At 50.7% G+C, this 23,081-nt stretch carries 33 protein-coding genes and 2 pseudogenes; 19 read left to right on the top strand and 16 right to left on the bottom strand.

From position 1 onward, the window contains the following. Window positions 1–3: 3 nt before the first annotated feature. Genes L2Y54_RS12100 through L2Y54_RS12080 form a run of 5 tightly spaced genes read right to left on the bottom strand, consistent with a single transcriptional unit; the run spans window position 4 to window position 4,281 of the window. Window positions 4–501 carry a hypothetical protein gene (locus tag L2Y54_RS12100; protein ID WP_236496366.1) on the bottom strand — a complete coding sequence of 166 codons (498 nt, stop codon included), beginning with the start codon at window positions 499–501 and terminating at the stop codon, window positions 4–6. A gap of 36 nt (window positions 502–537) precedes the next feature. Next, window positions 538–942 carry a hypothetical protein gene (locus L2Y54_RS12095; RefSeq protein WP_236496365.1) on the bottom strand — a complete coding sequence of 135 codons (405 nt, stop codon included), beginning with the start codon at window positions 940–942 and terminating at the stop codon, window positions 538–540. Between the two features lie 35 nt (window positions 943–977). Next, window positions 978–1,574, bottom strand: coding sequence for a hypothetical protein (locus L2Y54_RS12090; RefSeq protein ID WP_236496364.1), 597 nt, complete (start codon window positions 1,572–1,574; stop codon window positions 978–980). Window positions 1,575–1,618: 44 nt separating this feature from the next. Then, complete coding sequence (locus tag L2Y54_RS12085) at window positions 1,619–3,667, bottom strand: lysozyme inhibitor LprI family protein (protein WP_236496363.1); 2,049 nt, start codon at window positions 3,665–3,667, stop codon at window positions 1,619–1,621. Then, window positions 3,664–4,281 (bottom strand): hypothetical protein, encoded by a 618-nt coding sequence (locus L2Y54_RS12080; protein WP_236496362.1) that lies wholly within the window; start codon window positions 4,279–4,281, stop codon window positions 3,664–3,666. The genes L2Y54_RS12085 and L2Y54_RS12080 overlap by 4 nt, the downstream gene beginning before the upstream one ends. 309 nt (window positions 4,282–4,590) lie before the next feature. Between L2Y54_RS12080 and L2Y54_RS12075 the strand changes: the two genes are divergently transcribed. From L2Y54_RS12075 to L2Y54_RS12045, 7 genes are all read left to right on the top strand, one after another. After that, a complete protein-coding gene (locus tag L2Y54_RS12075; protein WP_236496361.1) occupies window positions 4,591–4,833 on the top strand; it encodes a DUF2281 domain-containing protein in 243 nt (80 codons plus the stop codon). Then, window positions 4,830–5,225 carry a type II toxin-antitoxin system VapC family toxin gene (locus tag L2Y54_RS12070; protein ID WP_236496360.1) on the top strand — a complete coding sequence of 132 codons (396 nt, stop codon included), beginning with the start codon at window positions 4,830–4,832 and terminating at the stop codon, window positions 5,223–5,225. The genes L2Y54_RS12075 and L2Y54_RS12070 overlap by 4 nt, the downstream gene beginning before the upstream one ends. Window positions 5,226–5,288: 63 nt before the next feature. Further along, on the top strand, window positions 5,289–5,540 hold the full coding sequence (locus L2Y54_RS12065) for a DUF2281 domain-containing protein (protein ID WP_236496359.1): 252 nt from the start codon (window positions 5,289–5,291) through the stop codon (window positions 5,538–5,540). Window positions 5,541–5,546: 6 nt separating this feature from the next. After that, window positions 5,547–5,735: a PIN domain-containing protein gene (locus L2Y54_RS12060; RefSeq protein ID WP_236496358.1), complete on the top strand. Its 189-nt coding sequence runs from the start codon at window positions 5,547–5,549 to the stop codon at window positions 5,733–5,735. 13 nt (window positions 5,736–5,748) lie between these two features. Next, a complete protein-coding gene (locus L2Y54_RS12055; protein WP_236496357.1) occupies window positions 5,749–5,919 on the top strand; it encodes a hypothetical protein in 171 nt (56 codons plus the stop codon). A 112-nt stretch (window positions 5,920–6,031) separates the two neighbouring features. Continuing rightward, window positions 6,032–6,310: a type II toxin-antitoxin system Phd/YefM family antitoxin gene (locus L2Y54_RS12050; RefSeq protein ID WP_236496356.1), complete on the top strand. Its 279-nt coding sequence runs from the start codon at window positions 6,032–6,034 to the stop codon at window positions 6,308–6,310. Continuing rightward, window positions 6,307–6,744 carry a type II toxin-antitoxin system VapC family toxin gene (locus L2Y54_RS12045; protein ID WP_236496355.1) on the top strand — a complete coding sequence of 146 codons (438 nt, stop codon included), beginning with the start codon at window positions 6,307–6,309 and terminating at the stop codon, window positions 6,742–6,744. The genes L2Y54_RS12050 and L2Y54_RS12045 overlap by 4 nt, the downstream gene beginning before the upstream one ends. Here L2Y54_RS12045 and L2Y54_RS12040 read toward each other — a convergent pair. Then, the gene (locus L2Y54_RS12040; RefSeq protein WP_236496354.1) at window positions 6,741–6,935 is read right to left on the bottom strand and encodes a UPF0175 family protein; all 195 of its coding nucleotides are present in this window, start codon (window positions 6,933–6,935) and stop codon (window positions 6,741–6,743) included. The genes L2Y54_RS12045 and L2Y54_RS12040 overlap by 4 nt on opposite strands. 155 nt (window positions 6,936–7,090) lie before the next feature. Further along, complete coding sequence (fusA, locus tag L2Y54_RS12035; protein ID WP_236496353.1) at window positions 7,091–9,124, bottom strand: elongation factor G; 2,034 nt, start codon at window positions 9,122–9,124, stop codon at window positions 7,091–7,093. A gap of 142 nt (window positions 9,125–9,266) precedes the next feature. Here fusA and queC point away from each other — a divergent pair, with 142 nt between their 5' ends. After that, on the top strand, window positions 9,267–9,965 hold the full coding sequence (gene queC / locus L2Y54_RS12030; RefSeq protein ID WP_236496352.1) for a 7-cyano-7-deazaguanine synthase QueC: 699 nt from the start codon (window positions 9,267–9,269) through the stop codon (window positions 9,963–9,965). A gap of 13 nt (window positions 9,966–9,978) precedes the next feature. Here the strand turns inward: queC and L2Y54_RS12025 are convergent, their stop codons facing one another. Further along, the gene (locus L2Y54_RS12025; RefSeq protein WP_236496351.1) at window positions 9,979–10,929 is read right to left on the bottom strand and encodes an AEC family transporter; all 951 of its coding nucleotides are present in this window, start codon (window positions 10,927–10,929) and stop codon (window positions 9,979–9,981) included. A 78-nt stretch (window positions 10,930–11,007) separates the two neighbouring features. On the opposite strand from L2Y54_RS12025, the gene L2Y54_RS12020 reads away from it, so the two are divergent. Further along, on the top strand, window positions 11,008–11,607 hold the full coding sequence (locus L2Y54_RS12020; protein ID WP_236496350.1) for a Uma2 family endonuclease: 600 nt from the start codon (window positions 11,008–11,010) through the stop codon (window positions 11,605–11,607). A gap of 659 nt (window positions 11,608–12,266) precedes the next feature. Here the strand turns inward: L2Y54_RS12020 and L2Y54_RS12015 are convergent. Together L2Y54_RS12015 and L2Y54_RS12010 are read right to left on the bottom strand one after the other, a co-directional pair. Next, on the bottom strand, window positions 12,267–12,482 hold the full coding sequence (locus tag L2Y54_RS12015; RefSeq protein WP_236496349.1) for a hypothetical protein: 216 nt from the start codon (window positions 12,480–12,482) through the stop codon (window positions 12,267–12,269). Next, window positions 12,482–12,961: a hypothetical protein gene (locus L2Y54_RS12010; RefSeq protein WP_236496348.1), complete on the bottom strand. Its 480-nt coding sequence runs from the start codon at window positions 12,959–12,961 to the stop codon at window positions 12,482–12,484. The genes L2Y54_RS12015 and L2Y54_RS12010 overlap by 1 nt, the downstream gene beginning before the upstream one ends. Between L2Y54_RS12010 and L2Y54_RS12005 the strand changes: the two genes are divergently transcribed. Then, a complete protein-coding gene (locus tag L2Y54_RS12005) occupies window positions 12,941–13,093 on the top strand; it encodes a hypothetical protein (protein ID WP_236496347.1) in 153 nt (50 codons plus the stop codon). The two genes, L2Y54_RS12010 and L2Y54_RS12005, sit on opposite strands and share 21 nt — an antisense overlap. 121 nt (window positions 13,094–13,214) lie before the next feature. Here L2Y54_RS12005 and L2Y54_RS12000 read toward each other — a convergent pair whose 3' ends face one another. Beyond that, the gene (locus L2Y54_RS12000; protein WP_236496346.1) at window positions 13,215–13,622 is read right to left on the bottom strand and encodes a hypothetical protein; all 408 of its coding nucleotides are present in this window, start codon (window positions 13,620–13,622) and stop codon (window positions 13,215–13,217) included. Window positions 13,623–13,675: 53 nt separating this feature from the next. On the opposite strand from L2Y54_RS12000, the pseudogene L2Y54_RS21885 reads away from it, so the two are divergent. The 4 genes and pseudogenes from L2Y54_RS21885 to L2Y54_RS11980 all read left to right on the top strand — a co-directional run. Next, window positions 13,676–14,080 (top strand): annotated as a pseudogene (locus tag L2Y54_RS21885) (DUF2569 family protein); the annotation flags it as partial. A gap of 84 nt (window positions 14,081–14,164) precedes the next feature. After that, the gene (locus L2Y54_RS11990; RefSeq protein ID WP_236496344.1) at window positions 14,165–14,407 is read left to right on the top strand and encodes an ankyrin repeat domain-containing protein; all 243 of its coding nucleotides are present in this window, start codon (window positions 14,165–14,167) and stop codon (window positions 14,405–14,407) included. 162 nt (window positions 14,408–14,569) lie between these two features. Continuing rightward, the gene (locus tag L2Y54_RS11985; protein WP_236496343.1) at window positions 14,570–15,271 is read left to right on the top strand and encodes a competence protein CoiA; all 702 of its coding nucleotides are present in this window, start codon (window positions 14,570–14,572) and stop codon (window positions 15,269–15,271) included. A 271-nt stretch (window positions 15,272–15,542) separates the two neighbouring features. After that, window positions 15,543–15,824, top strand: coding sequence for a DUF2283 domain-containing protein (locus L2Y54_RS11980; RefSeq protein WP_236496342.1), 282 nt, complete (start codon window positions 15,543–15,545; stop codon window positions 15,822–15,824). Between the two features lie 2 nt (window positions 15,825–15,826). On the opposite strand, the gene L2Y54_RS11975 is transcribed toward L2Y54_RS11980, so the two are convergent. Continuing rightward, window positions 15,827–16,090: a HigA family addiction module antitoxin gene (locus tag L2Y54_RS11975; RefSeq protein ID WP_236496341.1), complete on the bottom strand. Its 264-nt coding sequence runs from the start codon at window positions 16,088–16,090 to the stop codon at window positions 15,827–15,829. A gap of 11 nt (window positions 16,091–16,101) precedes the next feature. After that, complete coding sequence (locus L2Y54_RS11970) at window positions 16,102–16,380, bottom strand: type II toxin-antitoxin system RelE/ParE family toxin (RefSeq protein WP_236496340.1); 279 nt, start codon at window positions 16,378–16,380, stop codon at window positions 16,102–16,104. 156 nt (window positions 16,381–16,536) lie between these two features. On the opposite strand from L2Y54_RS11970, the gene L2Y54_RS11965 reads away from it, so the two are divergent. The 5 genes from L2Y54_RS11965 (at window position 16,537) to queE (ending at window position 19,387) form a co-directional block, all read left to right on the top strand. Further along, the gene (locus tag L2Y54_RS11965; RefSeq protein ID WP_236496339.1) at window positions 16,537–16,821 is read left to right on the top strand and encodes a 6-carboxytetrahydropterin synthase; all 285 of its coding nucleotides are present in this window, start codon (window positions 16,537–16,539) and stop codon (window positions 16,819–16,821) included. 91 nt (window positions 16,822–16,912) lie between these two features. Beyond that, a complete protein-coding gene (locus L2Y54_RS11960) occupies window positions 16,913–17,137 on the top strand; it encodes a DUF2281 domain-containing protein (RefSeq protein ID WP_210225821.1) in 225 nt (74 codons plus the stop codon). Beyond that, the gene (locus L2Y54_RS11955; protein WP_236496338.1) at window positions 17,134–17,520 is read left to right on the top strand and encodes a type II toxin-antitoxin system VapC family toxin; all 387 of its coding nucleotides are present in this window, start codon (window positions 17,134–17,136) and stop codon (window positions 17,518–17,520) included. Before L2Y54_RS11960 ends, L2Y54_RS11955 begins: the two co-directional genes overlap by 4 nt. Before the next feature lie 140 nt (window positions 17,521–17,660). Further along, window positions 17,661–18,749 (top strand): 6-carboxytetrahydropterin synthase, encoded by a 1,089-nt coding sequence (locus L2Y54_RS11950; protein ID WP_236496337.1) that lies wholly within the window; start codon window positions 17,661–17,663, stop codon window positions 18,747–18,749. After that, window positions 18,746–19,387, top strand: coding sequence for a 7-carboxy-7-deazaguanine synthase (gene queE / locus L2Y54_RS11945; protein ID WP_236496336.1), 642 nt, complete (start codon window positions 18,746–18,748; stop codon window positions 19,385–19,387). Before L2Y54_RS11950 ends, queE begins: the two co-directional genes overlap by 4 nt. A 49-nt stretch (window positions 19,388–19,436) precedes the next feature. Here queE and L2Y54_RS11940 read toward each other — a convergent pair. From L2Y54_RS11940 to L2Y54_RS11930, 3 genes and pseudogenes are all read right to left on the bottom strand, one after another. After that, window positions 19,437–21,650, bottom strand: a pseudogene (locus L2Y54_RS11940) (acyl-CoA dehydrogenase); the annotation flags it as partial. Next, window positions 21,535–22,509: a YiiX/YebB-like N1pC/P60 family cysteine hydrolase gene (locus tag L2Y54_RS11935; RefSeq protein WP_236496335.1), complete on the bottom strand. Its 975-nt coding sequence runs from the start codon at window positions 22,507–22,509 to the stop codon at window positions 21,535–21,537. The pseudogene L2Y54_RS11940 and the gene L2Y54_RS11935, both read right to left, overlap by 116 nt. A 143-nt stretch (window positions 22,510–22,652) precedes the next feature. Then, window positions 22,653–23,066, bottom strand: coding sequence for a YkgJ family cysteine cluster protein (locus L2Y54_RS11930; RefSeq protein ID WP_236496334.1), 414 nt, complete (start codon window positions 23,064–23,066; stop codon window positions 22,653–22,655). Between the last annotated feature and the right edge of the window lie 15 nt (window positions 23,067–23,081).

Below are 23,081 nucleotides of genomic sequence, written 5' to 3'. Positions count from 1 at the left end.
TTTTTAACAGACCGGTCTCAATTTGCTTGACACGTTCCGGTCCCACGTCCACACTTCGTTGGGGCGCGTGGCTCGCAGGCGCGGCATGGCGTGCGTCTGAGGTTGACGTTGGGGACGGCGTTCCCCGATTTGCCGAGCTTTGCGCAGCAGGCGGTACATGGTGCTGACGGAGCAGTAATAGATGCCTTCGCTCAGCAAGGTGGCATACACTTCGGCGGGTGGTTGGTCAGCAAAGCGTTCACTGTTGAGTACCGTCAGTACCTGTTCCTGTTCGGCGGCACTTAGAGCATTGTCCGGGATCGGGCGGACGGCAGCAACGGTTTCAACGATAGCAATGGCTTCAACCGCTGCGGTGGTTTCCGCCATCGGTGCCGGTTCATCAGACACCGGCACAGCGTCAGATACTGCGTCGTTTGCCACCACGTCAATGACCGTCTGGTTGCTACTGTAGCGGTAATAGCTGGCACGTGATAGCGCCAAGGCGGCACAACCTGCACGCACGGAGACATCCGGGGGGACGGCTTTCCAGTAGGATACTCATGAGCGGCTCACGTTGTTCAGGTGATCCAATAGCGTGAAGGCTTTTTTTTGGAGTTCCAATAAGCCTTCCGCCACCTGTAGACGTTGTTCCAGCTTGGCGTTTTCGCGTTGGAGGGCATCTATCGCTTTATCTTTGCTGTCTTTTGACGGTTTACGTCCCACCGTGGCGTTCTCCAAGCCCGTTTCGCCTGCGGTTGCCAATTGATTGCGCCATGTTTGCAGTTGAGTGCTGTAAATCTTCTCTCTGCGTAGCAGTTCACCCAATTCACCGTGAGCGCAGGCATCAGCTTCGGCAAGGATGCGTTTCTTGTCTGCTGCACTGAAATAGCGGTAGGTGCGCTTTTCATGGCGTGGGTTTGGCATCACGTGGTTGTCCGGTAATTCACTGGTTGGTTTCGGCATCGTCTTGCTTCCTGTGTCTTGACCCGATTATACATTCATTTCGCTATCGGGGTGGTCTCAGGGTAGCTTGACACATAGGGAGCTTGCAACTGCTTTTTCATTTGCTCTATTTTTTCCGATATGTTTTTATCAGATGCAGCAGTCACATAGAAAACCTCGCAACTAAATTTTGCCCTCTCTCGACTGGCTTTTCTAAAAATCTTCCTGATCAATTCAGCTTTTTCTAAAAAATCTCTATTAGCACCTATATTTTCTAAGTGATCCAAGCTTAACTCAAGATCAAAAATTTCTTCAATGCCTTCTTTTAACTTTCTAAACCCGTCTGTCTTAAATCCATTTTCTTTTTTTGTTTGAAAAAATTTAACCTTAACATGACTTTCTTTATTAATTGGAAAATTTTCATCCGAAATCAAAAAACCATTACAGAATACATAACAATGGTCGATGCCCTCATCACCACCATCTCCCATTATACCATCAATCAAATCATCACTATCAAGTCCGTGTAAATATTTTAAGTTTGAGAAAAAAGCAACGGCAACTTCAAATTGGTTTTTATTAACGATTTTTAATTCAGGATTATCTTCAAATAACTTATCAATCTGATCATCCAACAAAACCTTCACACTCATATAAATAATCCTTTAAAAAAACAAACTCAATCTTAAATATTGTTTCACAAAATATGAACTAAAAAGCCATCAAAAACATATCCAACTGTATCCTGCCATTCGATCTTCACCCACGAACCCGAACGACCACTGATAGAATCCGCCTTGATATTCTTTTCCAGCACTTTGACTTTGCCACCTTCTGGCACAGTCCCAATCTTTTCGCCCGTGACATCGGGAGTACTACGCACCACCAAAACAGGCTTAGCAGTGCTGACATACCACTCGCCTTGCGTATTGGCAGCCGTTGGTTTTTCTTCAGATGGCACAAGGGATAAACCCGTCACACCGGGTTCGCCTTCGCCAATGGTGTGAACCGCAATGGTTTTGCCGTCTTTTTTCCAGAGGAAGTTGCAATTAGCCATACCCGTTCCCGCACAGGCTTCCATTTCAGGTCTGCCTTGGCAACGTGTATCACCCTCCATACAAGTATCAGCATTAGGCGCGTGATACGGTTGCCAGCCATCCGCCAATAAGGCTTTGCGGACGTTGGCATAATCATCACCTTCTTTAACACGAGGCAATCCGTCATTCTTGACAGCACTAGCCGCAGGTACAGGCATCTTTGCCAGTTCATCCGCCCGTGTACTGACGAATTTGAAAATACATTCCGCCATACCCATGCCATCGGAGGCGGGTGTTTCATCGGTCAGCTTGCCGCATTCACTATCACGCTTTGCCAACCATGCTTTTTGCTCGGCTTCGAGTTGCGCCTGTTTTTCCACGGGGAGCGCATCAAACAGGGTTTTATACGCCGCATTCAGCCGATCTTTTTCCGGCTGCAAATTGCCTTTGATGCACTCCAACGCCTGCCCTGCTGTATTCATCAGGTTTTCACAACCTTTTAAAGCATCGACCTTATCGGCTGAAGCTGGGCTGGTAGAGGGTGCAGGCATTGCGCCTGCTGGTTTAGGCTTGGAACACACTTCGCCGCCAAACACGGCGTAATCACTGGCTTTGCCATCCCGACAGATCTGTTGGCACTGCTGATCAAACCCGCTTTGCACAAAGCCCGGATAATCGGAGACTGCCGCCACGCCCCGCATTGCAAACCCGCCAAAATTCCCCTGCGGCTCAGTACAATCAGAATTACTGCTTCGCGCCTCCACACAGGCGGGCATAATATCGGTATACAACCACTTGCATTGCGCTTCCTCCAACGGCTGCGGGGGAACGTCTTCCAACCGAACCGTCACTTGCTCCCCTTCCAGCGTAGCCCGCTTGCGTTTCCCCCCGGAAAAACCCAAATCCAACTTGACCGTATTACCGTCCTGCGCCGTTTTAACCGCACTCGGATACGCATAAAAATCATCTGCCTTGATGACCGTTGGTTCAGCCCCTTGCTTCACCACCAGAAAAGCAAAATCATTCATTGGACATCCCGAACCACCACAGTTGGATGCAAACAACACCGCATCATGGTCGGCGAAACTAAATACTCGGTATAACGACAGATAAGAGCCTTCGTCTTTGAAGATCACCTTCCCGTTCAACGCCAACGAATCAGGCGGTGAATTGAAGTCACTACGCGCTATTTCCAGCAACCCGGCACGGGTTTTCAGCTTATCGGGTGTTTCTTCGGGCAAAGCACTTTCCGCAGTCTTTGGCTTGTCCTCAGACCTTGGTTTTTCAACCGCAGGCGTAGCCACCTGCTGCGCTACACCCGCCTTGTCACACGCCTTTTTTACCAAAGCGGCAATATCCGGTTTACTCGCAAACGGTAACGGCTGCTCATCGCCCGGATATTGCTTGTCGCTTGTACCGTCATCCCGATACTGCACACCTTCCAACGCCTTGAAACTGTCGTTACAGTTGGTGATCGCATCCTGAATCACATACCCAGCATCCAGTGCCTTCACCAGTTTGAGTTGCACCAGATTGTCGGATTGCTTGATGCTGCTCAGGTCGATATACAAACGAGCACTCGCCCCATCCGTGCCAACTTGGGTAAAACCGGGGAAACGCTCGGTTGAATTTGCCTGCTTGTTTTCGGCTGATTCGTTGCAGGCAACCAATACCGTGCCCAACAACAAGCCTATCACGATCCGTTTCATGCTTGCCCCCGACGGGTATTACGCTCAATCGCCAGCAACACCAGAATCAGGCTAAACAAGGCAATCAACAAAATGGCACCAAACGCTACACCCGCATAAGTCATCCGTTGCGTTGCCAATTTAGCCGCTGCCAATTCTTCCTGCTTCAGCTTGTCAAACTTGATTTCCTTGTATTTGTTGACCGCTTCCAGCGCATCAACACCCCGGCTTTCCGCTTCCGTAACGGCTGCTGCCATTTCCTCCAGAAAAACTTGCCGTTGACTGGTATCCAACCCTGATAACCAGTCACGTAACACCTTGATACGTTCGGGCGCACTGAAATGTTTCTGCAAAACAAATGGCAGCTTGATACCGGGTAAGATCATGGGGTCTGGCGGGGGTGAAGCCACAGCCGAAGAAGCATCAGAAGTGACAGGTGTCTCTGGCAGAGGCGGCGCAATAGCATCCACGACTTCTTGCGCTGAAACGCTTGTTGACTCTTTCGGCATCAACTTATCGCTAACGATGATTCCCCCAATCACGATCGCTGCCAATAAGCCAAAGATAAACAGCAATGCCAGCCCACGGGTAAGCACGAACAAAAACTTGCGTTCAAACGAATCAGCAAATGACATGAAAGCCCCTAAAAACAAAAATCTACTGAAAAACTGGTAGAGTCAGCCGCTTACCTGTTTAGCCCAACAAGGCAGCTTCAATAAAATGAATGAATGGTGAATATTACGAAAAGATTTGATGTAAAGTCCAGCAATTTGCCATAAAAATTTACATTTTTTGAAAATGCAGCCGAACGCAGGCTTGCCGCCATCCAAAAGTTTACCGGAACTGGACATTTCCAGCGAAGTTGCCTAAATCCTTTAGCTTTTGGCAATTCCTAAAAAGCCCCTTATACTAACTGTCAACACAGTTTTCGGGACGACGACACCATGCAAACCTTGGAGCAACAAATCGCCCAGCAGACTCGCGGCTTGCCTGAAAGTGCTCAACGCGAAGTATTGCACTACATCGAATTTATTCGCAGCCGCTACCCTGTCAAACCAGCCACCAAAACTGCTGGGAAACGCAAAACCAGTTGGAGCGATACGCCACTCTACGGCTTATGGCAAGACCGCGCAGAAATGGCAGACCCCGCCGCCTACGTCCGCCATCTGCGGAGGTCACGCTTTTGATTTTGGTTGATACCGATGTACTGATTTGGGTAACACGCAAAAACCCGCACGCCAGCGCATTTCTGGACAGCTTCGATGACCTCGCCATTTCTGATGTGACCTACATGGAACTGATTCAGGGTGCGAAAAACAAGCGTGAAGCACAAGCCATCGACAAAACACTCAAAAACATGGCGGTATCGCGCCTGTCTATCAATGACAGTATTTCAGAACGCGCCGTAGCCTTGGTTCGCCGCTATTTCCATAGCCATTCCATGCAACTTGCCGACGCACTGATTGCAGCAACCGCGTTGGAATACGGGCTGGCGTTGGCAACGGGAAATGCCAAACACTTTGAAGTTGTTGAAGGGTTATGCCTCCACAAATACATTTCACAGCCCAAAGTAACCTAATATGTCTACATCGGCAGCATTCAAAACCGCTACAATGGCAACAAGATACCCAAGGAGGCAACCATGAACACCATAACCACCGCCGACCTCATCTACGAACGCGCCAAAACCTTGCCGGAAGAACAAGCGCGGGAAGTGCTGGATTTTCTTGAATACCTGCAAGCCAAACTGAAAAAACTGGCTGCTACCGCTGAGGAAACCCCAAGCAAAGAAGAAAAACCCCTGCCCGGTTTCGGTATGTGGGCAAACCGTCAGGATATGCCCCGCACTGAGGAATACCTGCGCAACGCCAGAAAACCGCGTTACACCCTATGATCCTGAATGTGCATTTCTGCCGTCACGGATATGGAAATTGCCTACGAGGTACGCAACAAGCGCGAACTCCAGCAACACCAAAAATTGCTGGCCGATGCACTCATTGCCGCTACAGCCCAACGCCACAACCTGACGCTGTTCACATTCAATCTGAAAGACTTCCGCTTTTTGGGAATCAGTTTGGATACGGTTTGATGAGGGACTAACCATGTTACAAGACACAATTGTGGAAGAAATGCACCACATCCGTGAAGAATACGCCAAACGGTTAGACTACGACCTGCACAAAATCTGTGAAGAAATGCGCCAGCGTCAAACACAGGCAGGCCGCAAATCCGTCACCCGTATGCCGCGTAAACCACGCATCCAGCCACAATAATCGTCGAAGACCTTGCCGCAAATCAGTCTGAACTACAGCGATTCTCCGCACTTGTAAACACTCTCACTTGTGGCTACAATTTTAAAATATAGCCACAAATGAGATAACCGTTATGCACGTTGCTGTCCGCGAACTCAAAAACCGCTTTTCTGAATACCTGAAATACGCCCAAGCAGGTGAAGAAATCATCGTCACCACCCACGGCAATCCGGTAGCACGTTTGACGCGCCTAGCACCCAACTTGCAACTTCGCGTCTCACAACCGCTGGATAAATTAGCATGGGTACGGCGTGGGCAAGCTGGCAAAAAACTGGGCTTACCTGCTGCGCAGCGTATCCGCTTAACCGAAGGTGCGTCGTTGAGTGATTTGCTGCTGGAAGACCGGGCATGAACATCCCCCTACTCTATCTCGACACCTCCGCATGGCTGAAACTGTATGTGGAAGAAGACGGTTCAGAAGCAGTCCATACAGCGGTTGAACAAGCGGAACAAACTTGCACCCACCTGATTGCCTATGCCGAATTACGCGCAGCCTTGGCAAAAGCGCAGCGTATGCAACGTCTGAATGCCCCCCAAAAAGCCCAACTGTTGCCCGTCATCGACAACGATTGGCAAACGCTGAATGTGATTTTGCCCACTGAAATGCTGGTCAAACGGGCGGGCAATCTGGCGGATCAGTTTGGCTTGCGGGGTTACGACAGCATTCATTTGGCGGCGGCGGAAGCGATTAGCTTGCAAATCATGCCGCAGCCGTTGATGTTTGCCTGTTTTGACAAGCATTTGAATGAATCTGCCAAAGTGTTGGGGATGACTGTCTTGAACTAGGATTCATACTTGAGGCTATCCATATCCACGGCGAACACTTCCACCTGTTCCGCCGCCAATGCCGCCAGAAAATCCACGCGGTCCAGCCCTGCGATCAAGGCGGCTTTTTCCTGCGACACCTTACCCGCCGTATACCAATGGATAGCCGCAGCAAGACGCATTTGTTTGAGAAACTCACCTCGCGCACCCATGTCATGTCACGAGGCGTGTTTGCTCGTCACTTACACACCTCTGCCCGAACGCTCGAAAGTTGGGAACAGGGGCGGTCAAGCGGTAACGCCATTACGTTTGGTACAACGGCATCCTGAAACCTTGTCCTACATTGCCGAGCTTTGAGGGTAGTTGTTCAGTCGTCAGCAGCCTTGTACTGCGCCATCAATGCCTGCTGGGTCTTTTCCGTGGTCGGCTCATAGTGGCTGAACTGGATAGCCCAGCTCCCTTCGCCGCCCGTCAGTGAATTCAAGCGTGAGGCGTAATCGTCGAGTTCTGCCAACGGGACTTTGGCTTGAATGACCATATTGCCCGCTGCATCGGCTTGCGCGTCACGAATCTGCGCCCGCCGAGTCGCCAAATCGCCGGAAATGTCACCCATTGCGCTGGCGGGAACCGTTACTTCCAAATCCACCAGCGGCTCCAGAATAATGGGGCTGGCGTCGGCAACGGCTTGCATAAAAGCTTTGCGCCCTGCCACCACGAAGGCAATTTCCTTGGAATCCACCGAGTGCATTTTGCCATCCAGCAGCGTAACCCGCAGATCCATCAGCGGATGCCCACTAACTACCCCCGATGCCAATAATTGCCGCACGCCTTTTTCCACTGCCGGGATCAATGAGCCAGAAATTGCCCCACCCACAATGCGGTTGACGAATTCAAAGCCCGCACCACGTTCCAGCGGTTCGACTTCAAGTTGCACCTCACCGAACTGCCCTGCCCCACCACTTTGCTTTTTGTGGCGGTATTGCGCTTGCACCGACTTGGTAATGGTTTCCCGATATGGAATCCGGGGCGGGGCAGCATCCACTTCGACGTGATACTGCTTGTCCATGCGTTCCAGCGCAATGCGCAGATGCAAATCACCCAGACCACGCAGCACTGTTTCATTGGCTGCCGTATCGTATTCAATGCGCAAACAAGGGTCTTCCGCGACCAGTTTGTGTAACACTTCCGACAGTTTCTGTTCGTCACCGCGTTTTTTGGCTCGCAAGGCAAAACCCACCAATGGCGTAGGCAAGGTCATCCCAACCATTTCAATGCCATCATCTTCATGGCGTTCGTGCAAAATGGTATCCGGTTCAATCTCGTTGATTTTGGCAACGGCACAAATATCGCCCGCGACCGCCTGCTGAACAGGAATACGTTCCTTACCCTGCAAGCGATACAAATGCGCAATTTTGACGGGCTTGCCTTCCGCACCCACCAATACCTTACTGCCCAGTTTCAGACTGCCCTGATGTACCCGCAGCAACGCCAACTTGCCCACAAACGGGTCGAATTCGATATGGAAAACGTGTGCCAGCAATGGCTTATCCGGGTCGGGAACCGCCCATGCTTCCACGGTTTTCTGACCTTGGTGACGGATAAACGGGTGCGGCGTCGCCTCCAACGGGTTGGGTGCCAGTTTGGCGATAATATCCAGCAATTCAGGAATGCCCGCACCAGTCCTAGCTGACGTGAAGCAAACGGGAACCAGATGGTTTTCACGCAACGCTTGTTCAAACGCTTCATGCAATTCAGCCGCTGGGACAGTACCCTCCTCCAGATAATGTTCCATCGCCGCTTCATTCGCCTCCACCACCTGCTCGATCAACGCGGTATGGGCTGCCGCTACCGAGGAAAAATCCGCCGTGCCGGATTCGTGTTCATACACTTCCACCACTTGCGCCGCCTGGTTGACGGGCAATTCCAGCGGCAGGCATTCGCGCCCAAACACCTCAGTAATTTCCTGAAGGCACTGTTCCAGCTTGTCGGGTGCAGCATCAATGCGGTTGACCACGACCATGCACGGCAAATGCTGCTGGCTTGCCCATTCCATCACTTTGCGGCTCATGGGTTCGATACCGGCTACGGCATTGATCACTACCACGACGGTATCAGCGGCTGACAAAGCGTTCAGCACCTGCCCCTGAAAGTCAGGGTATCCCGGTGTGTCGATCAGGTTAATATGGCAACCGGCATGGTGGGCAGTAGCGACAGAAATATACAGGGAATGTTGGTGTTGTTGTTCGAGCGGGTCACAGTCAGTGACGGTATTGCCTTTTTCAATCACGCCTTGTTGGGTGGTTTCGCCTGCCTGAAACAGCAGGGCTTCAATCAGGCTGGTTTTGCCTGCGCCTGTATGTCCGGTGAAGACAATATTGCGGATGTCTTGGATAGTATGCACGCTGACTCCTTTTAGTATAGGTTTTCCCAACATTCTACGCCGCAGAGCGTCAGCTTGTCTGACCTATATCACGTAAACATAGCGCCTCGCCCGCGCCTGCGCCATAATTCCCGCTTGATTCCAAACCAAGCCCCACCAGCCCATGAATAAAGCAGTCATCCTTCTCAGTGGCGGACTCGATTCCACCACTGTCCTCGCCATTGCCAAAGCGCAAGGCTATGAACCCTACGCACTCTCATTTCGCTACGGGCAACGCCACAGCGTCGAACTCGCCTCCGCACAGCGCGTTGCAGCCGCGATGCAGGTCAAGGAACACGTCATTGCCGACATCAACCTGCGTGCTTTTGGCGGCTCGGCGTTGACGGCTGACATTGAGGTTCCCAAGGGGCGCGACACTGCCGTGATGGAAACTGACATCCCGATCACCTACGTCCCCGCCCGCAATACCATTTTCCTCTCGTTTGCGCTCGGCTGGGCGGAAGTGCTGCAAGCCAACCACATCTTCGTGGGAGTCAACGCGCTCGACTATTCCGGCTACCCCGACTGCCGCCCGGAATTCATCAGCGCGTTTGAGACGCTGGCAAACCTTGCCACCAAAAGCGGGGTTGAGGGCAATAAACTCACCATCCACGCCCCGTTAATCCAGATGAGCAAAGCCGACATTATCATCAAGGGCATGGAACTCGGCGTGGATTACAGCCTCACCAGCAGTTGCTACGATCCCGGTGATGACGGCAAACCCTGCGGGCAATGCGATTCCTGCCTGCTCCGCGCCAAAGGCTTTGTTGAGGCGGACCTGGCTGACCCGTTATTGCTGCTGCATCAACGTTCGGTTGCGTAACGCCCGTTGCCTCTCACATCAAGCCGCGCCCTTGCAACACCATGATCCCCACACTCGTGGTCAGCAATGAACCCAAGGTCGTCAACGCCACCGTATTCGCTGCCAATGTGGCATTGCCGCCCATGGCGCGAGCCATCACGTAACTCGCTGCCGCCGTGGGTGCGGACGACATCAGTAATAAAATGCCCAAATCCATGCCGCGAAAGCCCCACCACCAGCCACCCAGCGTAAACAAGAACGGAATCGCCATCAACTTGCTCAGACTCGCCAGCATGGTGTTGCTGAATTCCTGTTTCAGGGTATGAAAATCCAAGGATGCGCCGGTACACAGCAACGCCAACGGCAAGGTCATATCCGCCAAAGTTTCACCGGCTTTCATCACCAGCGCAGGCGGGCGCACATCCCACCATGCAAACGGCAATGCCAATACAATGCCGATAATCAAGGGATTGGTGACAATATTACGCAACATCCGCCCCACGCCTTGGTGTTTATGCAGAGAACGGCTCAAGGTAATCACCCCCAGAATATTGAACAAAATGCTCAAAATCCCCACGTATAACGACGCTGCCGCCAACGCCACCTCACCGTAAGCATTCACGCAATACGCCAGCCCAATAATCGCCATATTGGAACGAAAAATACCCTGCACCACCACGCCGCGATCTTCTGGCGGCTGCACCAAGGCTGTTACTGCCCATTCCGTCAACACGAACAGCACCAACATTGCCACCAAACCGTAGGCAATCAGTTCCAGATTCGTGGTGGCGCTGATCGAGGTTTTCGCGATACTCACAAACAACAAGGCAGGCAACGCCCAGGTAAACACCAAGCGCGAGCCGACTTCCACGAAATTGTCATTCACCGCCCGCAGATGCGCCAGCCATGCGCCCAAGCCCAGCAATAAAAAAATCGGCCCCGTCACCGCAAAGGAAAACAGGACAGTGTTCCAGAATTCCAGCATGGCATCCCCGTGTACGTGTCATTTCTTGCTACACTATGATCGAACCATCTAACCTAAAGTAGCCATCGGAACGATACCATGCTGGCAATAAAAAATACCGCCGAAAACACTGCGTACATTACCGAACAGGATTATCTGGAAGGCGAGAAAACCGCCGAATTTCGCCATGAATACGTGGATGGACAGATATACGCGATGGCGGGTACATCCATCAGGCACAATGATATTGCCTTACATATAGCCTTTGCATTACGCGCCGCAACACGTGGCACACCCTGCAAGGTCAATACTTCCGATGTCAAAGTGCGGGCGCAACGTTCCAAGGCGTATTACTACCCCGATGTGATCGTCGGTTGCCAACGCGATGAAGCCGATGAGTATTATCTGGAAAAACCGTGTCTGATCGTGGAAGTCACCTCCAAATCCACGGAGTGGAAGGATTTCACCGAAAAGCTGATCGCTTACCAAAAGCTGGCATCGTTGCAGGTCTACCTGATCGTGGCGCAAGATCAGCCGCAAGTAACGCTGTTTTACCGCGATGCAGAAGGCGCTTGGGATGTGGCACGGTTTGACTCATTGGAACAAACGATTACGCTGCCTTGCCCGGAAGCCACCCTGACTCTCGCGGACATCTACGAAGGCGTTGATTTCACCCAGCCTGCTGAACCGGAAGCGTAACGCCCGCTAGAATGCGCCAAGGGCTTTCTTGAGGCGAATGTCCGCGTGATTGGGTCAGCGCATTATTAAGTGGGTATTTTTCGTCAGTTTATGATAGAGTTTCGGGCAATTCGTCAAATACTGCCGATAACTTAACTTATGCCATACCAATCATAAAAACACGCAACCGACCCTATGCTGGTTTCAACGTGGCAGGGCGGTAGCGTGTCAGCGATCCGACATGCTACGTGTGCGCAGCAATTAGTCAAAAGCGGTATAACCCGACATTCCAGAACGCCAATTAATAAATTTTTAGAATATTTCATACTAACTAACTTAACCAATCAACATTAAATATAATACTTATGTCAATCATAAAATGTCCCGAATGTCATCGCAACATTAGTAATCTGTCTAATCAGTGTATTCATTGTGGTTATCCTTTAGAGAAAATTTCATTTCTTACTGAGAGTTCTGCTACAAAACAACTAAAAAAAGACTCCCCAAACAGCAATTCCCGCTATCCATCGGTAATCAGAGCTTCGCAGACCTGCGAGGGCTTTGATTTTTACGGGCACAACCATACCCTCCAAGCCCTGAAAGCCTGCCCGAATACCGCCTGACTTTTGCATAACCCAACACCCTGTTGGAAAACCCCAGCGTACCCTCAAGCCTGATTTTCATCCGCTGCGAATGCCTTTGGGTGTCAGGTCAGCATGTTCATAACCCCAAATGATGGCAGCATAGAAGGACTCCCAATCGCTAATCAGATGCTCACGGAACATCCCACGCATCTTCTCCCACAATGCGGTACGGCTCTGTAAGCGGGTGCGGGCGGCTTGGAAGTACTGGCAGCAAGCTTCCTGAATCTGGTCGATCAGGAAGGCCAACATCATCAGGGTGGCGAACACAGTGGAAAGATGTTGCTTGCCATGACCGTAATTATGTTCGAGGTTGTAACCGAGGTTTTTAAGGGTGTTAAAGGTTTCGTTCTCCACCTTCCAGCGGGAACGGCTGCCGCGTACCACATCCGCCACGTTGTCGGCGGTGAGGGGATGTCAGTCACGCAGTCATAGATAAAGGTTGTACCGTCGGGGCGTTCCTCCCAATAGTCGATGTAGTTGACCCGCACGTCTTGGTTGGCATGGTTGAGCGGGATGTCGTTGGCATAACGGTAGCCACACCGTAACTTTTTGCTCGTCGTGCCTGCCAATTCTTGGGTACTGCCATTGGCTAACCCGTCCAATACCGTCTTCAGTAATAGGCTGCCACTACGGGCTTTGGCGGTAATGATAAAGCTGTAACCGTTTGACTTCAGAAGACGGATGTGCGGTGCATTGCAGGAAAGGGCATCTTGCAGCAGGATCATCTCCATGCGCGGGAAGTCTTGGCGCAACTGGGGGATGAGCCGTTTAGAGGCATTGTGTTCGCAATCATTTTTCTTGCTGCCATCCTGCTTGGTGATGGCCTCTGGAAAAAGGGTAATACGGTATTCTTGTCAGGGTGAACCAGCACTGCCGCCAGCATCTGGTGGTAATACTCCTCACGTCCGTCCTTGTGTGTCTTAATGCAACAATCCGGGCAAGAGATAGCCCCAGAGCTAAAAATACCTGTTCCATCAATACTGACTAAATACTTTCCTGAGAAAACGGTAGCCTTCCAGTATGCCTTGCCGTTGCAGTTCCTGATGGATGGCGCGGAACACCGGGCGCAGACGCTGCGGTTTTACCCGTCCAATACCGTGCGCATTTGGCTGTCACAGGAGCATCGGGGATGCCAAACAGGGTTTTCAGGTTGTGCCGTCGTGCCTTGTCCCCGCGCTGTTTGTCAAACTGCAACAGTGAGCCGTCTTTCAACGAAAATAGGGCAAGCCCTGACATCAGCACGTCAACCAAGGGATAGTCGGGTTTGGTTTTGCGGTGGTCAGTGACTTCACTGAAACAGCCGCGCACACGTTCCAGCAATCCGGGGACTGAGAGGGTCTTGCGTAGCTTCAGGCTACCAACAAGAGGCAGGGGAGGTGGTTTTGCAGGCATTTCGTTGCACAGTGACTCGTTTTACAAGACCATGATTATACAGTCATTTTAAGATCGGCGGGAATTGCTGCTCCCCAAAGGGTATCGGTGGTTGGCTTTTATTTTTCATTATCGCAATAACTGTAATTGCACCACTAGGAAACATAGGTAGTACGACTAGTGATTTCATTCTTGTAGAAGCACAAAATCCTCTTTTATCAAACTCAGAAGAATGGATTACATTTAAAAAAATATATTGGTTTATAGTCATCTGTATTAGTATATATGGTATTGCATCTGGAATATTTCTAGCTAAAGAGAAAAAACCTACCGCCGTTGAGAATGCTATATCATATTTATGGGTATCTGGACCAATTGCCTCATTCATACTGAGCATAATTTTACCAATAACTTCATTTGATAAAATTTCTTTGAGCAATACCTTATCAACCTCAGTCACTCCAATGTTAATTTCGACCATTAGCACATTAATATGGATTGCATATCTAAAAAAATCAAAAAGAGTTAAAAATACATACTATGGGGACAGCCCAGAGGAATCTATGCATAAAAAAGAGACTTTCATATCAATTGAAAAACAAAACAATGCTGATAAAATTGAGCGATTACACAATGCAGTTTGGCTTCAAGATTACGACATGATCAAAAACATATTAGAGAATGGAGAAAACATTAACAAACTCGACAATGATGGAAGAACAGCATTAGATATTGCAAATATATGTAAAAACAACACAATTAAAGACTTCTTAATATCACATGGTGCTCAAGAAAATAACAAGTAAGCTTTAAAGAAATTCTCTTATCATTATAGATCAAAAATCTTGCAATTAATTACCTCGCAATTAAATCGATGACAAACGCGCCGATAACTCGCAAATGTACACAGCTTATTCCACACCCCGTCCGTCACACAAAACGCTAGGCTTAATAAAGGCACAGTCAACATGCAATTTTCTTTAGTTAAAGGAGTTAAATCAAAGCCAAGCCCTAGCATTAAAGGGAATTGCATTTTTTGTGGCGAATTGACTATAGCAAAGTGCGGAAAATATAAAATATGGCACTGGGCACATAAATCAAAAGCAAAATGCGATCCATGGTGGGAAAATGAAACCGAATGGCATAGAAAGTGGAAGAATTATTTCCCACCAGCATTTCAAGAGATAATACATATCGACTCACGAACGAATGAAAAACACATTGCTGATATAAAAACTCAAAACAACATGGTAATAGAGTTTCAAAACTCATCAATAACTCCAGAAGAAGTCGCTTCACGCGAAATCTTTTATAAAAATATGTTTTGGATTGTCAATGGTGATAGAAAAGGAACTTTGGATGGAGCCAATTTCAACATAAGCATTGTCATGCTCGGCCCTATAGTTGAATCACTAAAGCCATTAATAATAACTTTTGCTTGGGATTCCAGTAAATTATTTGAACGATGGGCTAACTCTTCCACGCCTGTATTTTTTGACTTTAATTGCAATGAATTATTTCGTTTATTATCTCACGACCATAAACAAAAGAAAGTAACAGTAAAGTTAGTAGATAAAAAAACACTAATTGAAAAGAACGGAGGGAGCTACGAAGAGTCAGACGATAAATATTCCATAAGAAATTGGATTTATCAAAAATTATCTCAATAAACAGATATCATCTATAAAAACCACGATACTTAAATAATAATTTTCAATGGAAAGTTAAGCACCCAGAGCGTAAATTCCCAATGGTAATAATAGCCTATAGTAGGGACTAATACTGACCTGATAGAATCCGGTGATATCAAGTACAGAGACGAGCAGCATCTGTGGATTTACAAAACATACCCTGCCCGTCAGGACAATATGCTGTGTGCAGCAGCGATTAAGCGTAATAACCTGATTATTAAGACAGTTATGATCAACTGGGAGTTAAACGATGAACATTAAATACTACGAAGATGATGACATCCTTGTTCAACGGTTCAACAATAACCCGATTGTCCGTGAAGTCTCGCAGAGCTGGAATATCAATATCAGCTACGATAAAGACGGCAATATCGTCCAGATTGTCATACTCGAAGCCAAAGAAAAGGGACTTTATCCAGCAAAATCATTGCGCGGTTTCTTGCAATATACAGGCACACCCGTGCCGATAGATCAGCTTTGCAAGCCTGTCGAATATACTGATATTACCCACCACCGCACCCGCCAGATTTGACATTATGCCGCCATTTTCTGACGAGCATGATACAAATCATAAGTCATTTGCATACGTAGCCAATGCTCAGCATCAGGCTTGCCAAATACTTTCTCCAATTTGATAGCGGTTTCTGCTGTAATGGGGGCATGACCATTAACGATAGCAGAAAGTGTTTTCCGGCTAATGCCAAGTTTTTCAGCGGCTGCGGTAATGGTTATATTTAACTCTTTGAGAATATCTTCTCCAAGGATTTCACCCGGATGGGCAGGATCATACATCGGCATATCGTATTTCCTCAGTGATAGTCTTCATAATCGACAAGTTCAACATTCTGCTCAGTAAATTGAAACGTAATAAGCCAGTTACCGCTGACCCTAACAGACCATGTTCCTTGTCTATTGCCTTGCAGGGGATGAAGTCGGTAGCCGGGCAAATCCATATCATCTGGTATCTGGGCTGTTTCCAAAACGGTCAGAATTCGACGCAATTTCGGAGCGTGTTCAGGTTGAATACCTGCTTTACTACCTGTCAGGTAAAAGCGTTCTAAACCTTTATGAATAAAGCTAATGATCATCTTGCTTCCTTTTAGCTACTATAATCCGCCAAGCAATGTAACACAACAGGTTACAGTTAATTTTATGCAAGTCTGTCGAGTATACCGAAAACATAGCGCAACGCCCCCGCCTACGCCATAATTCCCGCTTGATTCCCAGCAAGCCCCCTCCATCCCATGAACGAAACCCTGTTTTACGTCGCCGCCGCCCCCTTTGAAGCCGCCTGCCGCGTCGAAAATGCCCTAGGGCAATCGCCCCTTTCCGCCGCACACCCCGCCCGTCGCCTGCACGGACACAGCTTCCTCGCCAAAGTCCGCGCCATCGGTGCAAGCTCCGTCGAAGCCCTACGCCAACAACTCGCCCACAGCGTTGCCCCGCTCGACTACAACGACCTCAACCAATTCCTGCCGATGCCCACGGATGAAAACCTCGCCCGCCGTTGGATTCGTGCGCCGCACTGATACGCGGGAAGGTTCGTGCTACACCGAAAATAGTCAACAGCGGCATCCTTAGCTATACTGACCCAAGAGAAATAACTGGAGTGATACCATTATGGGTACAGTAGAGCTAATCACTGAACACACCCGCCGCTTGCCGGAGAGTGTTCAACGAGAAATACTTAATTTTGTTGAGTTTCTGTTCAATAAATACAGTGCGCCCCTTGCCCGATCTGCTGTGCCAACAACACGTCAGGCTGGCTTACACGCTGGTTGTGCGGTGATGGCTGCTGATTTTGATGCGCCCTTATCAGACGATTTCTGGCTGGGTACAGAATGAGGCTGCTGTTAGATACCCACACATTTTTATGGTGGGACAGTCAACCAAACAAACTTCCAGCCAAGGTGTTGGCACTGTGTGAAGATACTCAAAATGAGATATTTTTGAGCGTTGCCAGCATTTGGGAGATGCAGATAAAGCATCAATTAGGCAAATTGGAGCTTCATTTGCCGTTGGATAGGCTGATCTCCGAACAAGTGCAAAAAAATGCCATTCAGATTTTACCGATACAGACAGCCCATGTGTTAGGGGTTGCTGCTTTACCTGATGTTCATAAAGACCCGTTTGACCGTCTTCTGATTGCCCAAGCCAATGTTGAGGAAATGGTGTTTCTGAGTGGTGATGGGGTTTTCAAGCATTATCCTGTCCAAATTATTTGGTGATAATGATTTTGAGCCAACAAAGGGCTTTATCCCGTCATTCCTATAAAGATGGCAGCCTGACAAATATACCGAAAACATAGCGCAACGCCCCCGCCTACGCCATAATTCCCGCTTGATTCCCAGCAAGCCCCCTCCACCCCATGAACGAAACCCTGTTTTACGTCGCCGCCGCCCCCTTTGAAGCCGCCTGCCGCGTCGAAAATGCCCTAGGGCAATCGCCGCTTTCCGCCGCACACCCCGCCCGTCGCCTGCACGGACACAGCTTTCTCGCCAAAGTCCGCGCCATCGGTGCAAGCTCCGTCGAAGCCCTACGCCAACAACTCGCCCACAGCGTTGCGCCCCTCGACTACAACGACCTCAACCAATTCCTGCCAATGCCCACGGATGAAAACCTCGCCCGTTGGATACGCGCCCGCCTCGCCCTGCCCAGCGTCGCCTCGGTCGGCGTACAAAGCACCTTGCACCAAGGCGCAGACCTCGACCTTGCCGACAACGCCCACATTTGGCGGCGTTTCCGCTTTGAAGCCGCGCACCGCCTCCCCAACGTCGCCCCCGGACACCAATGCGGACGGATGCACGGTCACGGTTTCGAGGTCATCCTCCACGCCAACCAAAACCTGCAAGCGCAAGACATGGGCGTAGACTTCGACCGCCTCGCCGCCGTCTGGCAACCCTTGCACGACCAATTGCACCACCGTTGCCTCAACGACATCCAAGGCTTAGACAACCCCACCAGCGAAACCCTCGCCGCATGGCTGTGGGAACGCCTCAAGCCCGAACTCGACGCGCTCTCATGGGTCAGCGTCTACGAAACCGTCACCGCAGGCTGCCACTACGACGGGCAATATTACCGCATCTGGAAAGACCAACGCTTTGAAAGCGCCCTAACCCTCAACCGCGCCGACTCCTCTGACAGCGTGCGCCGCCTGCACGGACACAGCTACTTACTGCGCCTGCACCTAACAGCCCCGCTCGACACCGTGATGGGCTGGACAGTCGATTACGGCGACGTAAAAGCCCAATTCAAGCCGATCTACCAACAGCTCGACCACCACAACCTCAACGACCTAACCGGGCTAGACGAACCCGACCCCGCCAGCGTTGCCCGTTGGATACGCACCCAAGCCGCCGCAGGCTTGCCACAACTCGACCGCATCGACCTCTACGAAACACCGGGCTGTGGCGTGGTATTATCATGGGGCGCACACGAACCGGGGTTGCCTGTATGACTTATTCCGTCAAAGAAATTTTCTACACCCTGCAAGGCGAAGGCTTCCACGCCGGACGCCCCGCCATCTTTTGCCGCTTTGCTGGCTGCAACCTGTGGTCGGGGGTTGAGGCCGACCGTGCCAAAGCCGTGTGCAACTTCTGCGACACCGACTTTGTGGGCGTGGATGGCATCAACGGCGGCAAATTCCGCGATGCCAAAGCACTGGTCGCGGCAATCATTCAAGAATGGTGGATCGGCGTAAAAAAAGACATGAATCGCTTCATCGTCTTCACCGGCGGCGAACCGCTGTTGCAATTGGATAAAGCCCTGATCGACGCTTTACACCAAGAAAACTTCGAGATTGCCGTAGAAACCAACGGCACAAAACCCGCCCCCGCAGGCATCGACTGGCTCTGCGTCAGCCCCAAAGCCGACAGCGAGATCGTGCTAACGCATGGCAATGAACTGAAGTTGGTATACCCGCAACCGCTCGCCATGCCCGAACGCTTTGCAGGGCTGGATTTCCAGCACTTCTACCTGCAAGCAATGGATGGCGCGGCACAAGCAAAAAATACCAAAGCGGCGATTGCGTATTGTATGCAATACCCGCAATGGAAACTGAGTGTGCAAACCCACAAATTGTTGGGCATCCCGTAGAGACGCAAAATCTTGCGTCTCTACCCCAATGTCCTGGGTTTACTCCCGCTTATGCCTTAATCCTTGCTGAGGAAGCATTCAGGAGCGGCGCTACTTGCGCCTGCCGAAAATACTCCGCCGGAAAATCATCCACCCGCACCGCATTCGCCGTCGCCCGCCGCGCTGCCAGCAATTTTTCCACGCTAAATTTATCCAGCAAGCCTTTGCTCCCCACCTCGACAATCGCTTCCGTCACCGTATGCGCCACTAACTGCCCCGATTTCATCAGCTTGCGTAACTGCTTTTCCAACTCGGCGACTGCCAGTGTTTTGTGCAACGCATCCTCAATCCGCCCCATCCGATCCGCCGGGTCGTTGGTAATGTAAATCCCCGCCGTCAAACGATCCCGCGTTGCAGAAGGTTCGAGTGCCAAGCGTGCCACCTGATGAATCAAGTGGTCATCCGGCGGGCTAAACGGCTTGCCATACGGGAACATCAAAGTACGCAACGTCTTTGCCAGCCACGGATGCGGCAAATTGTGAAACGCTGCCAACATCGCCTGTTGCGCTCGGTGAATCGTCAGTTTGCAAGCGTATTCCATCAATGGCACATCGGCTTCCGGTTCGCCCTGCTCCTCAAAATGCTTGAGGACTGCCGAACACAGGTACAGATTGGCAAGAATATCCGCCATGCGCCCCGATAAACGTTCGCGTCGTTTTAAATTACCGCCCAATGACAGCGCCGCGTAATCGGCTAATAGCGCAAACTGGCTGCTCAAGCGGCTCAAATGCCGGTAATACTCGCGTGTCAACGGCGAACCCGACACCACAAACCGTGCATTGCTCAACCCATACCACACGCTGCGCCCCAGATTGCTTACAATGTGCTTAATATGCCCCATGAAAGCACTATCAAACGCCGCCAAATCATCCGCCTTGGCTGCCTGTATTTCTTTCAGCAACCAGGGGTGGCAACGCATCGCCCCCTGCCCAAACACAATCAGCGAACGGGTAAGAATATTCGCGCCTTCCACCGTAATCCCAATCGGAATCGACTGATACGCCCGTGCTAAATAGTTGGAAGGCCCCATGCAAATCCCTGCCCCACCGGAAATATCCATTGCATCATTGATCAGTCGCCGCATCCGCTCAGTCAACTGGTATTTCAACAGCGCGGTAATCACTGCCGGGCGTTGCCCCTGATCAATCGCGGTGGCGGTGAGAATGCGCCCCGCATCCATAAGGTAAGTATTGCCGAGAATCCGTGCCAAGGGTTCTTCCACGCCCTCAAAATAGCCAATCGGCATTCCGAATTGCTGGCGCACCCGTGCATACGCGCCGGTATAACACGCTGCCACTTTCGCCGCGCCTGTCGACAACGCAGGCAGGGAAATACCGCGCCCTTCACCCAAACATTCCACCAACATCCGCCAACCTTTGCCTGCCTGCGCTTGCCCACCAATCAGCCAGTCGATGGGAATGAACACATCGCGCCCGTAATTGGGGCCATTTTGAAACGGAATATTCAACGGAAAATGCCGCGTACCGATTTCCACACCGGGGTGAGTGGTCGGAATCAGCGCCACACTAATCCCCAGTTCCTCCTTATCCCCCAGCAAATGTTCCGGGTCATAAAGCTGGAACGCCAGCCCCAGCAAGGTTGCGACTGGCGCTAAGGTGATGTAACGCTTTTCCCAATTCAGACGAATCCCCAACACCGCCGTTTCCCCGTTGAAATCCTGACGGCACACCACGCCGCTATCGGGAATCGAACTGGCATCGCTACCCGCTTCAGGGCCGGTCAGCGCAAAGCACGGAATTTCGCGCCCATCCACCAAACGTGGCAGGTAATAATCCTTTTGCGCGGTTGTACCGTATTTCATCAGTAATTCGCCGGGACCAAGTGAATTCGGCACCATCACCGTGACAGCAGCAGTTGCACTGCGGCTGGAAACCTTCATCACCACTTGCGAATGCGCCAAAGCAGAAAAGCCCAAACCACCGTATGCTTTGGGGATAATCATGCCAAAAAAACGCTGCTGCTTGAGGAACTCCCAAATATCCGGTGGCAAATCAAGAAGTTCGTGGGTAATCTGCCAGTCATCCAAACGGCGGCACAACTCTTCCACCGGGCCATCGAGAAACGCCTGTTCTTCCGCCGTCAGCTTGCTAATGGAGAGAGCGTGCAAACGTCCCCAATCCGGCTTGCCGGAAAAGAGTTCGGAGTCCCACCAGACGTTGCCGCTGTCCAGTGCGTCCTGTTCCGTCTGCGAGATCGGTGGTAATTGCTGTTTCATCAGACGCATGATCGGGCGGCTCAGGTAGTGCTGCCGGTATTTTGTTAACCAACTCATGGGAAGCCTCCTTATCTTGATGCCAAGGCAAGGTCCGGTACGCGGGTTCGCGCCCCGTGTTCCATGCCGGGTATTTAATGACCGAAAAGTAGGGTGAGTAATCAAAATCGCTAGGGGTAATCAGGCGGAAGTTGCGTTCGTAAAAACGCACTTCATCCTGTTGCGCGTTATGCACAATCGGCAAAATCGGGTAATGCACTTGCTGAAAACACCGCGCAATCATGCTGGAACACACAATGTGCGTCGGTTGCCCTGCATTGTGTTGAAACAAGCTTGAGCGCCAGCAACGCGGTAAAATCGCATAGGGGAAAATAAAACGTGCCAAATCCAATAATTGACGCACGTCATACCCCATGCCGAGGTGTTCGATCCCGAAATTCACCACCTTATCCGCATCCTGCCAAGTCAGCGTGGCAGGGCGGCAAATGCGCAGGTGTTCTTTGCGGTACTGACGTAAGGGGGTGACAATCGTGCCTTTGCCAAGCAGGGATTCGATCACCAAGGGTTCACTCAAATCCCCATCGTAATAAGCAGCAAGGCGGGAACGGACTTTCGGATCACGAATATCGTTCAATCGCCCAACGTACAAAGCGGCATGAGTCCAAGGCGACAACACCACGGTTTGGATGACTTTGCTGACACGGGATTGACCCGCAAACAGGATTACATCGGCAGGACGGATTTCGCGTTCAAGGAATTCAAAATTACACAGGGCGCTGAAATCTTCTGCGCGGGGGACGGTATTGAGCCAGCCAATACCCTTTTTCCATAACCAGTCGGTGAAACGCATAGCTCACTCCTCCGGTGTTCCGCAGGCACAGGCTAAGCAAAGTGCCTGCTGGAATACGCTGTTATTGACATATACTATAATTCCATGCCCTCAGATGCTATTGACCTGAAAATTAGTGATTTAATTCCCGCTTAGCATACAAATCAGCCAACAGTCGGCAGCAGCGGTGCTAAACCGTACTTAGCGCGGGCGCGGTCACAGGTAGGATTATGTTCACCGTATTCCCACGAAGCGGTAAATTCTCGGCACGTCGAAGAGCGTAGCGAGTAAATAGTGCAACTGACACATTCACCAACCACGCCTTCGAGTGCGATGCAATGGGGTTTAGCTTGGTTCGTGCCCAACATAGCAACGTGGTGCGGGGCAATCGCCTCGGTCAGGTAGGCAGGTACAGAGCCTGTGGGGGCTGCGTCGGTTTCGCCCCAGTAAAACGAGACGCGGAAACTGGCGCAACACGCGCCGCAAGTCATGCAAGGGTTAGGGTTCACGCGATTTCCTGAAATGCCAACGAATCGCGCATCATAACAAATGCCCACCGCCGCCACAGCGCTGGGCATCAGTCACTCAGCAGG

This window comes from Thiothrix winogradskyi, assembly GCF_021650935.1.
In the GTDB taxonomy this organism is placed as follows: domain Bacteria; phylum Pseudomonadota; class Gammaproteobacteria; order Thiotrichales; family Thiotrichaceae; genus Thiothrix; species Thiothrix winogradskyi.
This window is presented reverse-complemented; position numbering and strand designations above follow the sequence as displayed.